The 12,731-nt window shown below is 72.4% G+C and carries 11 protein-coding genes and 1 rRNA gene; 10 read left to right on the top strand and 2 right to left on the bottom strand.

Features of this window, described 5'->3' with window-relative positions; all coding sequences use genetic code 11:
• Window positions 1–17: 17 nt before the first annotated feature.
• Window positions 18–134 (top strand): 5S ribosomal RNA (gene rrf, locus VHW64_RS19035).
• A gap of 247 nt (window positions 135–381) precedes the next feature.
• Complete coding sequence (locus VHW64_RS19030) at window positions 382–735, top strand: single-stranded DNA-binding protein (protein ID WP_329652157.1); 354 nt, start codon at window positions 382–384, stop codon at window positions 733–735.
• On the opposite strand, the gene VHW64_RS19025 is transcribed toward VHW64_RS19030, so the two are convergent.
• The gene (locus tag VHW64_RS19025; protein ID WP_329652156.1) at window positions 713–1,831 is read right to left on the bottom strand and encodes a DUF1015 family protein; all 1,119 of its coding nucleotides are present in this window, start codon (window positions 1,829–1,831) and stop codon (window positions 713–715) included. The genes VHW64_RS19030 and VHW64_RS19025 overlap by 23 nt on opposite strands.
• A gap of 39 nt (window positions 1,832–1,870) precedes the next feature.
• Between VHW64_RS19025 and VHW64_RS19020 the strand changes: the two genes are divergently transcribed.
• The 8 genes from VHW64_RS19020 (at window position 1,871) to VHW64_RS18985 (ending at window position 10,553) form a co-directional block, all read left to right on the top strand.
• Entirely contained in the window at window positions 1,871–2,899 is a 1,029-nt protein-coding gene (locus VHW64_RS19020; protein ID WP_329652155.1) for an HAD-IIA family hydrolase, read from the top strand.
• 10 nt (window positions 2,900–2,909) lie between these two features.
• On the top strand, window positions 2,910–3,209 hold the full coding sequence (locus VHW64_RS19015) for a hypothetical protein (protein ID WP_329652154.1): 300 nt from the start codon (window positions 2,910–2,912) through the stop codon (window positions 3,207–3,209).
• 2 nt (window positions 3,210–3,211) lie between these two features.
• A complete protein-coding gene (locus VHW64_RS19010) occupies window positions 3,212–4,057 on the top strand; it encodes a TlyA family RNA methyltransferase (RefSeq protein WP_329652153.1) in 846 nt (281 codons plus the stop codon).
• A complete protein-coding gene (locus VHW64_RS19005; protein ID WP_329652152.1) occupies window positions 4,054–4,998 on the top strand; it encodes an NAD kinase in 945 nt (314 codons plus the stop codon). Before VHW64_RS19010 ends, VHW64_RS19005 begins: the two co-directional genes overlap by 4 nt.
• Window positions 4,991–6,709: a DNA repair protein RecN gene (gene recN, locus VHW64_RS19000; RefSeq protein WP_329652151.1), complete on the top strand. Its 1,719-nt coding sequence runs from the start codon at window positions 4,991–4,993 to the stop codon at window positions 6,707–6,709. Before VHW64_RS19005 ends, recN begins: the two co-directional genes overlap by 8 nt.
• Window positions 6,710–6,772: 63 nt before the next feature.
• On the top strand, window positions 6,773–7,966 hold the full coding sequence (gene steA / locus VHW64_RS18995) for a putative cytokinetic ring protein SteA (protein ID WP_329652150.1): 1,194 nt from the start codon (window positions 6,773–6,775) through the stop codon (window positions 7,964–7,966).
• Window positions 7,963–8,817: a copper transporter gene (locus tag VHW64_RS18990; protein WP_329652149.1), complete on the top strand. Its 855-nt coding sequence runs from the start codon at window positions 7,963–7,965 to the stop codon at window positions 8,815–8,817. Before steA ends, VHW64_RS18990 begins: the two co-directional genes overlap by 4 nt.
• A gap of 11 nt (window positions 8,818–8,828) precedes the next feature.
• A complete protein-coding gene (locus tag VHW64_RS18985; RefSeq protein ID WP_329652148.1) occupies window positions 8,829–10,553 on the top strand; it encodes a CTP synthase in 1,725 nt (574 codons plus the stop codon).
• Window positions 10,554–10,580: 27 nt separating this feature from the next.
• Here VHW64_RS18985 and pepN read toward each other — a convergent pair.
• On the bottom strand, window positions 10,581–12,731 hold a 2,151-nt coding region (gene pepN / locus VHW64_RS18980), incomplete at its 5' end, for an aminopeptidase N (protein WP_329652147.1).

Here is a 12,731-nt window from a genome sequence, read left to right as displayed (position 1 = left end):
ACAACGGTTCACAACGTTACGGCGGCCATAGCGGCCAGGAAACACCCGGACCCATCCCGAACCCGGAAGTTAAGCCAGCCAGCGCCAATGGTACTGCACCCGACAGGATGTGGGAGAGTAGGACGCCGCCGAACAACTTCTTTCATCAGGGGCCACCGTCAGGTGGCCCCTGATGGCATTTAGTGGCAATTTCCTGGGTGTTCTCCGGGCCATTCTTGCCTGGTTCGCGGAGCTCAAGGGGTGGCCGCTGGACGATCTGCCGATGTGGACCGCCGACCGTCCACCGCCGAGGCGGCGGCCGTGCCCTTGCACAGAGTCCAGGAGCTGGGTTACGCGCCGACGCCGGTGATGCGGATTCTGGTCTTCAGGAGGTGATCTGCGATGTCGACGCGGACGGCTCGTCACGAGGACGAGATGAACGAGGTGGCGTTGGTGGGGCGGATGTCCCAGCCGGCGCAGGAGCAGGTGCTGGTCAGCGGGTCCGCACTGTGGAAGTTCCGGGTGGTGGTGGGACGCCCCCGTTCCCCGACGTCACGGGTCAGCGTCGACTCGCTCGACTGCGTGGTGTGGAACAAGCGCCCGGCGAGGGCGGTCGCCACCTGGCGTACCGGGGACCTGGTCGAGGTCAAGGGCAGCCTGCGCAGGCGGTTCTTCGCGCCGGCTGGCGGGGGCAGGGCCTCGCGCTGCGAGGTCGAGGTGCTGGCCGCACGTCTCATCCGTCGAGCAGCCGGATGAAGGAGCCGAGGCTCGGCTTCGGCTGGAACGACGTGGCCTTCTCCGGCAGCAGGCAGCCGGACTCGGCCAGCTCGAGCACCAGGTCCAGGTCGGCCGCCGGCAGCAGGACGGCACATACCCGTCCGGGCCGGGCCTGCGCCAAGGCGTGGGCAAAGGAATGGGCGAAGGTGACCCGTGACGGTCGCCGAGGGAGCCGTTCGAGCAGTCCGTCGACCAGCTGCACCATGGCGGTCCGCGGCGGCAGCTCGAGCCGGACCGTGGCCCAGGACTGCCCATCGGTGAGCACGACGGTGTCGGTGGCGAGGGCGGCCACGGCCCGGTCTGCGTCGATGGGGTGGACCTCGGCACCCGCGACCCGCGCCGACCGCGTGAGGTCGCGCATCGGCGTAGCGTGCACGACCCGGTGGATCGGCCCGACGAACATCGGGGTCTCGTCCTGGTCGACGACCATGGCGAGCCCGCTGCGATGAGCCTCGGTGGGGTCTCGGTGGTGGAGAGCGACGTAGGCGGCGTAGCGGTGATGTCCGTCTGCGACCAGCAGCCGAGCATCCGCCACGCCGGCGTCGACCACCTCCAGCTGATGGGGGTCGGTGATCTCCCAGATGCGGTGGTGCTGCCCCGCATGGTCGACGTAGTCCTGGTCCGGCGGGCCAGCACCCACGAAGCGGGCTACGTCGCGGATCGAGGCGGGGCCGCGGTGCACCAGCAGGATGGGAGCGGGGTTGACCCGCATCTCGGCCATCCGGTTGGCCAGGTCCGTGACCTGGCGGGGATGCACCCCCTCGTGCGGGAAGACCTGCCGCTCGCGGGGCTCGGCGGCGTCGTGGGAGATGTCCAGACAGCCCACCAGGCCACGCACGGTCATCCCGGAGTCGGTGTACTCGTGCAGGTAGAGCGCCGGCGCCTCGCTGCGGGCCGCGAGCCCGCGCTTCCGCCAGGTCTCCAAGCGCTGCGGAACGCCGCGATAAGGTCGCGCGAAGGCCCGTGCCGAGGCAGGGTCGCCGACCCTGCGCGGGGCCAGAGACACGGCTCGAAAGGGGTGCAGGCGGAGGGGGCCGGCAACGTACGGCGGGACCGTGGGGAGACCGGACTCCATCGGTGCATCGTAGGGGGTTCGAGACCAAGGAGCTGGCGGGTGGCTGCATCGGGTGGGGAGAGCCTGGCCGCGACATACGACCTGGTGATGCTAGACCTCGACGGCGTGGTCTACGTGGACGGACACGAGGTCGAGCACGCCGCCGAGAGCATCGCGGCGACCCGTGCCGGGGGCGCCCACGTCGCCTTCGTGACCAACAACGCCTCCCGCACTCCCGCGCAGGTGGCGAGCCACCTGCGCGAGCTCGGCGTCTCGGCTCAGGACTCCGACGTGGTGACCTCGTCGCAGGCCGCGGCACGCCTGCTCCGTCGCGCGCACGGGCACGGAGCGCCCATCGCAGTCCTGGGTGCTGACGGCCTCGTCGAGGCGCTGCGAGAGGCGGGCCTCCAGCCGGTCCGGGTCGGTGATCCTTCCGCGGTGGCCGTCGTGTCCGGATACGCACCGGACCTCCGGTGGCGCGTGATCATGCAGGCGGCCACCCTGATCCGCAACGGGCTGCCGTGGGTCGCGACGAACACCGACCTCACCTTGCCCACGGACAACGGTCTGGCGCCCGGTCACGGCCTCCTGGTCCGGATGATCAGCGAGTTCGCGAACGTTGCTCCCGAGGTCGCAGGCAAGCCGCAGCGACCGTTGCTGGACGAGACGCTGCTCAGGGTCGGTGGCCGGGTGCCGTTGATGGTGGGCGACCGGCTGGACACCGACATCGCGGGCGCCCACGCGGCCGGGATCGACTCGCTCCTGGTGCTGACGGGGGTGACCGATCTCGAGCAGCTGCTCGCCGCCGACCCCGAGGAGCGACCGACCTGGATCGCGCAGGACCTCACCGCGCTGGCACGGGCCGGCCAGCGCGCGAGCGAGGCAGGTGGGGGATGGCAGGCGGGTCCCTGGACGGCCAGCACGGGGTCCGGGACGCTGACGGTCCAGGGATCGGGGACCGCGGCGGGGGATGTCGATGCGTGGTGGACGGCGGTGGCTGCGGCGGCCTGGGCGCATCGTGACCGGTCCGGATCCGCGGCCGACGGATCGGCGCTGACCCCGCCAGGGGTCGGCGCCGGCGCGGGGTAGCCTTCCGGTCATGAGCGAGCAGGCGCGCGTGGACGGTCCCGCCGACGCACCGCCCGAGGACGCCGCGTCCGAGCCGGGGTCCGAGCCGGGGTCCGCGCAGGGGTCCGAGCAGGGGTCCGAGCAGGGGTCCGAGCAGACAGCCACGGGCCTGCCTGCCGTCGACCGCATCCTGGACGAGCTGGACGGGCTCGAGGACCTGCCGGTGGCCGAGCATCTCCCGGCGTTCGAACGCGCCCACGGCTCCCTGCGGGCGGCTCTCGACCACGAGCTCGACCGTCGCCCTGAGCCAGGGCCGGCAGAGCCCGCCTGACGGTGTCGCCACGACGCCTGCGGCTCGACGCCGAGCTGGTGCGGCGCGGGTTGGCGCGCTCGCGGGAACACGCGGCGGACCTGATCTCGCAGGGCCGGGTCAGGGTCTCTGGAACCCGAGCCACGAAGCCTGCGACGGCGGTGGCCTCTGACGTTGCCCTGATGGTCGCTAGCGACCCCGCGATCCCCGGTGGCCAGGAGTGGGTCTCCCGTGGTGGCCACAAGCTGTCCGGTGCGCTGGCGGCGTTCGAGCCGCAGGGGCTCGTCGTCGCGGGACGCCGCTGCCTGGACGCCGGCGCCTCGACCGGCGGATTCACCGACGTGCTGCTCCGGCATGGTGCCGGCGAGGTCGTGGCCGTGGATGTCGGCTACGGGCAGCTCGCCTGGCGGCTCCAGCAGGACGCGCGAGTCCGTGTCCGCGACCGGACCAACGTCCGCGACCTCGACCTCGAGCTGGTCGGCGGCCCGGTGGACCTGGTGGTCGGCGATCTGTCCTTCATCTCGCTTCGCCTCGTGCTAGGACCCTTGATCGCCGTCACCCGTGACGACGGCGACCTGGTGCTCATGGTGAAGCCGCAGTTCGAGGTCGGGCGTGACCGCGTCGGCAAGGGCGGCGTGGTGCGCGACCCCGGTCTGCACGCCGAGGCCGTGCACTCGGTGGCCGACGCGGCAGCGGACCGCGGCTGGGGGGCCCGCGCTGTCGCGGTGAGCCCGCTGCCCGGGCCCTCGGGCAACGTGGAGTTCTTCCTCTGGCTCCGGGGCGGTCCGGCGACGGTCGGTCCCGAGCTGATCGACCAGACGGTGTCGGCCGGGGTCACCGGGGTGCCGGATGAGAGGGTGGACGGGTGAGCGTCCCCGGTCCGGTCGAGCAGCGGAGAGTCCTGCTGCTGGCCCACCCCGGGCGAGCGCCCGCCCACGACGTGGCGGCCCAGCTGGTGGCGGCGCTGACCGCGCACGGCATCCGGGTCCGCCTGCTCGCCGACGAGGCGGCCGCGCTGGGGCTGACCGAGGGCACCCAGGTCGAGCTCGCCGCCGAGGGCGACCCCAGTGCCGACTGCGAGCTGGTCGTGGTGATCGGTGGCGACGGCACGATCCTGCGCGCCGCGGAGGTCGCCCACGAGAGTGGGACGCCGATCCTGGGCGTCAACCTCGGACACGTCGGCTTCCTGGCGGAGGCGGAGTACGACGACGTCTCGGCGACCATCGACGCGATCGTCGAGCGCCGCTACACCGCCGAGGAGCGCCTCACCATCGAGGTCGCGGTCTTTCGCGAGGGCGAGCGGCTGTGGCGGACCTTCGCGCTCAACGAGGCGAGTGTCGAGAAGGGCGCTCGCGAGCGGATGCTCGAAGTCGTCGTCGAGATCGACGGTCGCCCGCTCTCGCGCTGGGGATGCGACGGTGTCGTGTGCGCGACGCCGACCGGGTCGACGGCGTACAACTTCAGCGCTGGCGGCCCCATCGTGTGGCCCGGGGTCGAGGCGCTGCTGATGGTGCCGATCAGCGCCCATGCCCTGTTCGCGCGGCCCCTCGTCGTGGCGCCGACATCGGTGCTGGCCATCGAGGTCATCGCGCCCGCCGAGGCATCCGGAGTGCTGTGGTGCGACGGACGTCGGTCGTTCGAGCTTCCCCTGGGTGCCCGGATCGAGGTGCGCCGTGGCCAGCGCCCGGTGCGGCTGGTGCGGCTCCACGAGGCGCCGTTCACCGACCGGCTGGTGGCGAAGTTCGGGCTGCCGGTCGAGGGCTGGCGGGGTGCCAGTGAGCGGCGTAGGCGTGGTGAGGCCCGTGCTTGAGGAGCTGCGCATCACCGGGCTCGGTGTGATCGACTCGGCGACCCTGGAGCTGGGTCCCGGTCTGACCGTGATCACCGGGGAGACCGGTGCGGGCAAGACCATGGTCGTGACGGCCCTGGGCCTGCTGCTGGGTGGCCGGGCAGACAGTGGCGCCGTGCGGGCGGGCAGCAGGTCCGCCCGCGTGGAGGGCTCGCTGAGCGTGTCGGAGCTGCCGCACGTCGCCGAGGCGGTCGAGGCTGCCGGTGGCGAGGTCGAGGACGCCCACGTGCTGATCGCCCGCAACGTGTCGGCCGAGGGCCGCTCGCGGGCCTACGTGGGCGGCGCGTCGGTGCCGGTCTCCAGGCTGGCCGAGGTCACCGAGCCGTTGGTGGCCGTGCACGGCCAGTCCGACCAGCATCGGCTGCTGATGCCTCGGGCCCAGCGCGAGGCGCTGGACGCCTACGGCGGCGCCGCCACCACAGCCCTGGTGAATGCCTACCAGGCGCTCTACGCCGAGCTGAGGGACACCGAGCGCGAGCTCAGCGAGGTGACGGCCAGCGCGCGCGAGCGTGCGCGCGAGGCCGACCTCCTCAGGTTCGGTCTCGCCGAGATCGAGGCAGTCGCTCCGCAGGCTGGCGAGGACCTCTCCCTGGCCGAGGAGGAGCAGCGTCTGGGGCACGCCGACGCCCTGCGGACGGCCGCCGGGTCGGCCCGGGAGGCGCTCTCGTCCGACGAGGGCAGCCCGGACGCGCTGGCGGCCGTCTCGGCGGCCCGCGTGCTCCTCGAGAGCGTCCGAGACCACGACCCGGCGGCCGGCGAGCTGTCCGACCGCATCGCGGAGATCACCTACCTGCTCTCCGATGTCGCCGCCGACGTCGCGTCGTACGCCGACGGCCTCGATGCCGACCCGACGCGGCTGGCGTCGGTCTCCGAGCGCCGGGCCGCGCTGACGACGCTGACCAGGAAGTACGGCGAGACCGCCGCCGAGGTGCTGGCCTGGGCCGAGGCATCGGCGTCCCGGCTGGCCGAGCTCGACGACACCGACGACCGGATCGGCCGGCTCGGCGAGCGCCGAGACGACCTGGTGGCCCGGCTGGCCCCGGCGGCCGAAGCGCTCTCGAGCCGGCGAGCCGACCTCGCAGAGACGCTGTCGGTCCAGCTGCGCGGGGAGCTCGCCTCGCTCGCGATGCCACAGGCACGCCTCGAGGTCGCGGTACGCCGCACCCCGGCCGACGACGGGCTGATGGTGACCGGTGAGCGGGTCAGGTTCGGGCCGACCGGGGTCGACGAGGTCGAGCTCCTGCTCGCCGCCAACACCGGAGCCGAGCTCCGCCCCCTGGCCAAGGGCGCCTCCGGCGGAGAGCTCTCGCGGGTCATGCTCGCCCTCGAGGTCGCGCTGGCCGGGACGGTCTCGGTGCCGACCTTCGTCTTCGACGAGGTCGACAGCGGAGTCGGCGGCAAGGCCGCGGTCGAGGTCGGCCGGCGGCTCGCGGCGCTGGCGGCAACGGCCCAGGTGCTGGTCGTCACCCACCTTCCGCAGGTCGCGGCGTATGCCGACCGGCACGTCGTGGTCGAGAAGGCCAGCGACGGCTCGGTCACGACCTCCGGCCTCACGGTCCTGGACGCCGCGGGCCGCGAGCGTGAGCTCTCCCGGATGTTCGCCGGGATGGCCGAGTCCGAGACCGCGCTGGCCCATGCGCGGGAGCTGCTCGAGGCTGCCGGACACGGCTGAGGCCGACTCGCCGGTCGCTGCGCGTTGCCAGTCCGGCGGCGTCCCGGCTGACACGATGACTCGGTGGTGAAGCTCAGGACCCGTCCTCACACCGATGCCGCAGTGGTCGGCACGGCTCGGACCGACCGACGGACCCCGGCCCTGCTCTCCCGGCTGCGCCGCGGAGACGTCGCGGTGCTCGACCAGATCGACCTCGACACCGAGACCGCTCAGGCGCTGGTGGACGCCGGCGTGGTCGCCGTCGTCAACCGAGCCCCGATGATCTCCGGGAGGTTCCCCAACCGAGGCCCTGCGGTGCTGCTCGACGCGGGCATCGTGATGGTCGACCTGGCCACCGGCCCCGAGGGCGAGGACGTCCTGGCCGCGGTCTCCGAGGGCCGTCGGGTCGAGCTCCGCGGCGGGACGCTGAGCGTCGGCGACCGCCTGGTCGCGCAGGGGCGCGAGCTGACTGCCGACGAGGTGAGGCGCCAGCTGGGTGAGGCCGAGTCGGGTCTGACGACCCAGCTGCACACCCTGACCCACAACAGCGCGGAGTTCCTCCGGCGCGAGGAGGCGCTCGTCCTGCACGGTGAGGGCCTTCCCCGGGTGCGTACGAAGCTGCGCGCTCGCCCGGTCGTCGTCGTCTCCCACGGCCCTGACGCCGTCGCCGAGCTGCGCCGCCTGCGCCGCTATCTGCGCGAGGTCAAGCCGGTCGTGATCGCGACCGGCGAGGGACTTCCGTTGGCGCTGGCCGCCGGCCTGAACCCCGACGTCGTCGTCCTCGATGCCGGGTCGCAGGATCTTCCGCCGGCCAAGTCGATGCGCACCTGCCGAGACGTGGTCGTCACCGAGCCGGCCGGGGGTGTCCGCGCCGGGGGTGCGGGGTCCGAGCGCTTCGAGCGGATCGGGATCCGGGCGGTCCCGATGCAGACCTCGGCCGCCACGGCGGACGCCGCGCTGCTGCTCGCGGACGCCGCGGGGGCCACGCCGTTGGTCGGGGTCGGGCTCCGCGCGACCATCGAGGAGCTGCTCGACGGGTCGCGCGACGGTCTCGGCAGCGGGTTCGTCACCCGGCTCAAGGTCGGGCCTCGCCTCGTCGACGCCACCGCGGTGCCGATGCTCTACTCCGGGCAGCTCCGTGCTCGCCATGCCTACCTCGTGCTCCTGATCGGTCTCGTCGCGGTCGCGGCGGCGCTCGCGAGCACCGACGTCGGTCACCAATGGGCCATGGACCTGCATCACCACCTCAGCCACCTTCTCGGGGGAAGGCTCTCGTGATCCGTCATCGCCGCTACGCCGTCCCGCTCACGGCGGTCCTCCTGGCCCTGGCCACCGGGGTCGCCCTGGGGGCGGGGCCGCTGCGAGACGCCACCTCCAGCGCGTCACCGGCCCCGCGCGTCGTCACGCAGGCAGCGGCCCCGGGGTACGGCGACGCCTTCGCCGCTTCGGTGGCGTCGAGGCTCTACGACCGGGGGCTGTCGCGCCGCCCGGTCGCGATCCTGACGCTGCCCGGCTCCGACCCGGCCACGATCTCGGCGCTCGCCGCGCAGGTCAGGGCCGCCGGTGGCGAGGTCACCGGGACCTACGCCGTGGCGGGCCAGCTGGTGGCGGCCCAGCAGAAGAACCTCGTCGACACCCTCGGCAGCCAGCTCGCCCAGCAGCTCAAGGGCCACCTCGACGCCGGCCTGTCGACCTACCCCCGGATCGGGGAGCTGGTGGCGATCGCGGCCGCCAACCAGGGGTCCGCCCAGGCTCCGCCGGGAGACGACGCGGCGGCGGTGCGGCAGAGCCTCGTCGCGGCCAAGCTCCTCGCCGTCCCCCCGGGTCACCCGCAGACCGCGCCCCTGCTCCTCGTCGTGTTCGGATCGCAGACCGACCAGGCCATCGCCGACGGTCTGCTCACCGGGCTCGCCGCGCGGTCTCGGGGGGTGGTGGCCGTCGGCCCGACCCGTGATGCCAACCTGACCGGCCTGCACGCCGACGGCGTCACCCGGCAGGTCACCACGGTGGACGGCAGCCAGACCCAGGCGGGTCGCGTGGCCGCGGTGCTCGGCCTGATCCGGGCGTGGCGAACCCGAGGCGGCGCGTTCGGAGCGTCCGGAGCCGACGGCTCGGTCCCGCTCGGGTAGGATGGAACCCCGTGAAGCAGGCGCCGGTCACCAAGCACGTGTTCGTCACCGGAGGCGTCGCCTCCTCGCTCGGCAAGGGGCTCACCGCATCGAGCCTGGGCCGACTGCTCAGCTCACGCGGGCTGCGGGTGACGATGCAGAAGCTGGACCCCTATCTCAACGTCGATCCGGGCACGATGAACCCGTTCCAGCACGGCGAGGTGTTCGTCACCGATGACGGCGCCGAGACCGACCTGGACATCGGTCACTACGAGCGGTTCCTCGACCGCGAGCTGAGCCAGCGGGCCAACGTCACCACCGGGCAGGTCTACTCCAGCGTGATCGCCAAGGAGCGGCGGGGAGACTACCTCGGCGACACCGTCCAGGTGATCCCGCACATCACCGACGAGATCAAGTCCCGGATCCGGGCGATGGCCGACGCCGACGACGACAGCGAGCGACCCGACGTCGTGATCACCGAGGTCGGCGGCACCGTCGGCGACATCGAGTCACTGCCCTTCCTCGAGGCCGCGCGCCAGGTGCGGCAGGACATCGGCCGCGACAACTGCTTCTTCCTGCACGTGTCCTTGGTTCCCTACATCGGTCCCTCCGGGGAGCTCAAGACCAAGCCGACCCAGCACTCCGTGGCCGCCCTCCGCTCGATCGGCATCCAGCCCGACGCGGTCGTGTGCCGGGCCGACCGGGAGATCCCCGACGGGATCAAGAAGAAGATCTCGCAGATGTGCGACGTCGACCAGGAGGCCGTGGTCACCGCAGCCGACGCTCCCTCGATCTACGACATCCCCCGGGTCTTGCACCGCGAGGGCCTCGACGCCTACGTCGTACGCCGCCTGGACCTGCCGTTCCGCGACGTCGACTGGACGACGTGGGACGACCTGCTCCGCAAGGTGCACCACCCTCAGGAGGAGGTCACGGTCGCGCTGGTCGGCAAGTACGTCGACCTGCACGATGCCTATCTCTCGGTCGCCGAGGCCCTCAAGGCCGGGGGCTTCGCGCACGAGAGCGCGGTGCGGATCCGCTGGGTGCCCGCCGACGAGTGCGCGGACCCCTCCGGAGCCCACCGCAACCTCCACGACGTCGACGCGGTCTGCGTTCCCGGCGGCTTCGGGGTGCGCGGGCTCGAGGGCAAGATCGGGGCCCTCACCTATGCCCGCACCCATGGCATCCCGACCCTCGGGCTGTGCCTGGGCCTTCAGTGCATGGTCATCGAGTACGCCCGCAACGTCGCAGGACTGGAGAAGGCCGACTCCACCGAGTTCGACCCCGACTGCCCGGAGCCGGTGATCGCCACCATGGAGGAGCAGAAGTCCTACGTCGAGGGAGCCGGTGACCTCGGCGGGACGATGCGGCTGGGGCTGTATCCAGCCGAGCTGGCGCCCGGCTCGATCGTGCGACAGGCCTATGGCGAGGCCCGGATCTCGGAGCGGCACCGACACCGCTACGAGGTCAACAACCACTACCGCGAGCAGCTCGGCGCGGCGGGCCTGGTCTTCTCCGGGACCAACCCCGACCTCGACCTGGTGGAGTTCGTCGAGCTGCCTCGCGAGGTCCATCCCTACTACGTCTCCACCCAGGCCCACCCCGAGCTGCGCTCGCGGCCCACGCGGCCCCACCCGCTCTTCGCCGGCCTGGTCGGTGCCGCCATCGAGCGGCAGAAGGCAGAGCGGTTCCCGATCGACGAGTCGAAGCTGCGGCGCGATCCCGAGGACGAGCCGGCCTCGCCGGCCTACGCCTGACCCCGAAGGGGAAGTGCCACCTCGGCGTCAGGCGGCGCGGGCGCGGGCCATCCGGCTCAGGACGTCGGTCCCGATCAGGAGTGCGGCCCGGACGGTGGGGTCGCACTGGGGGTCGGTGGCCATGTCGCGGGCACGGGCGACGAAGGACTCGCCGCCGACCTTGGGGAACATCCCGAACATCAGGCCGAACACCGTGAGCATCCCGCCGCCGGCCAACGCCGGGATCTCGTCGAGGAACCGGTCGGCGTACGGCAGCAGCACGGCGTCCTGCTGAGGCTGCCAGAACGCGCCGATCATCGCCCCGAGCATCGGGCCGCCGGGGATGTTCTTCTTCTCGAAGAGCTCGTGCCAGGCCTCGTCCTTGGCCTCGGCCTCGGGTCGGGCCGTGCGCACCGCGAGCGCCCGCACGGCGGCATCCGGGTCGGGGTCGCGGGCCAGGAGGGCCTCGACCGACCCCTCGTCGTACTGCCCGAGCGCGGCGCGCCGGATCGCCACCCGCCAGGCCAGGTCGACCTCGGACCGCGCCGCCTGGTCGAGCCGCGCGAAGTGCTCGGAGGTGGTGGCCGAGGCGGCCAGGGTGCGAAGCCCGGGCGTCTCGTGGTCGGGCTGGTCGGCCAGGCGACCGGCGACGGCGGCCAGCCGGCCCAAGGCGTCGCCGACGCGCTCGCGCGGCACCCAGCGCTGTCCGATCTCGAGCGCGATCGTCAAGAACGGCTCGACCACCGCGGGGCTGGTCTCGCGGTCGAGCACGTCGAGCACGCAGTCGAACAGCTCGTCGGCGACGATCTCGCCGTCGGAGAGCATCTGGAAGCCGGTCACGACCGCCAGTGCCCGGTCGACCGCGGCCGGGAGGTCCGCAGCGCGGTCGAGCAGCGCTCGGACGGAGCCGGCGTCGGGACGTACGGCGGCGAAGGTGTGGTCCGCGGCGTTGAGGAGGTGCAGGTCGGCCGCCGGGAGCTCCAGCGCCGTCGTCGTGCCCGACGTCTGGACCGCCGTCGTGCCGACCAGCGTCAGGCCATCGCCGGCGACGGCGTACGAGCCGATCTCCAGGTGATGCGGCCGGGGCGCCTCGCCGTCGGGTGAGGTGGCCGACAGGACCCCGTCGCCGAGGCGCAGGATGTCGGTGCCGGCCCGGTCGAGCCAGGACACCGTCCAGTCGTGGAGGTCGCGGCCGGCCGCCCGCCCGATGGCGCTCATCAGGTCGTCGAGGGCGGTGTTGCCCCAGGCGTGCTCGCGGAAGTAGAGCCGAAGGCCCTCGACGAACGTCTCCTCGCCGACGTAGGCCATCAGCTGCTTGAGCACGCTGGCGCCCTTGCTGTAGGTGACCGCGTCGAAGTTCGCCATGGCGCCCGCGACATCGGGCACGTCGCCGCGGATGGGATGGGTGGCCGGGGACATGTCCTGGCGGTAGCCGTTGATCTTGTTGCTGGCCAGGAACGTCGCCCACTCGTCGGTGAACTCGGTGCAGTTGACCCCCGACCAGTTCGACGCCCACGACGCGAAGGCCTCGTTGAGCCACAGGTCGTCCCACCAGCGCATCGTGACCAGGTCGCCGAACCACATGTGGGCCATCTCGTGCAGGAGGATCTGGGCTCGGAGGGCGCGCTGACCGTAGGTGGGGGTGCTGCGGTAGAGCACGCTGTCGGTCCAGGTGACCGAGCCCCAGTTCTCCATGGCTCCGCCCATGTTCGGGACGAAGACCTGGTCGTAGCGCTCCTGGGCGAACGGCTGCCCGAAGCGCTCGCCGAAGAAGACCAGGCCGCGGTCGGTGAGGTCGAACAGCTCCTCGCGGTCGCGCTCGAGGAACTGCCGAAGCGACTGCCGGCAGAAGAGCCCCAGGTCGTACTCGCCGCGACGGGAGCGGATCTCGTGGAAGGGCCCGCCGTTGACCACGGTGACGTACGTCGAGAGGCGCGGCGTGTCGCCGAAGGTCCAGCGACGGCCGCCTCCGGCGTCGTCGCCCAGCTCCTCGACGCGCTCGGGCGCGGAGTTGCTGGTCACCGTCCAGCTCTCGTGCGCATCGACCACGAAGCCGTGGGGGGCCTTGAGGTCGGGCTGGTCGAAGCAGGCGAACGCGAAGCGCGCCATGTCGGGCTCGAAGGTCGACCAGATGTAGACGAGCTTGTCGTTGGGGTCGACCGTCTTCAGGATCGCGGTGGCCGAGTGGGTGTCGGACTG

The sequence above is a fragment of the Nocardioides sp. genome (assembly GCF_036267815.1).
Classification (GTDB): Bacteria; Actinomycetota; Actinomycetes; order Propionibacteriales; family Nocardioidaceae; genus Nocardioides.
This window is presented reverse-complemented; position numbering and strand designations above follow the sequence as displayed.

Excerpts from the sequence above, each read along its gene's own strand:
- VHW64_RS19030 (WP_329652157.1), top strand. The coding sequence starts at position 382 with ATGTCGACGCGGACGGCTCGTCACGAGGACGAGATGAACGAGGTGGCG.
- VHW64_RS19015 (WP_329652154.1), top strand. The coding sequence starts at position 2,910 with ATGAGCGAGCAGGCGCGCGTGGACGGTCCCGCCGACGCACCGCCCGAG.
- VHW64_RS19025 (WP_329652156.1), bottom strand. The coding sequence starts at position 1,831 with ATGGAGTCCGGTCTCCCCACGGTCCCGCCGTACGTTGCCGGCCCCCTC.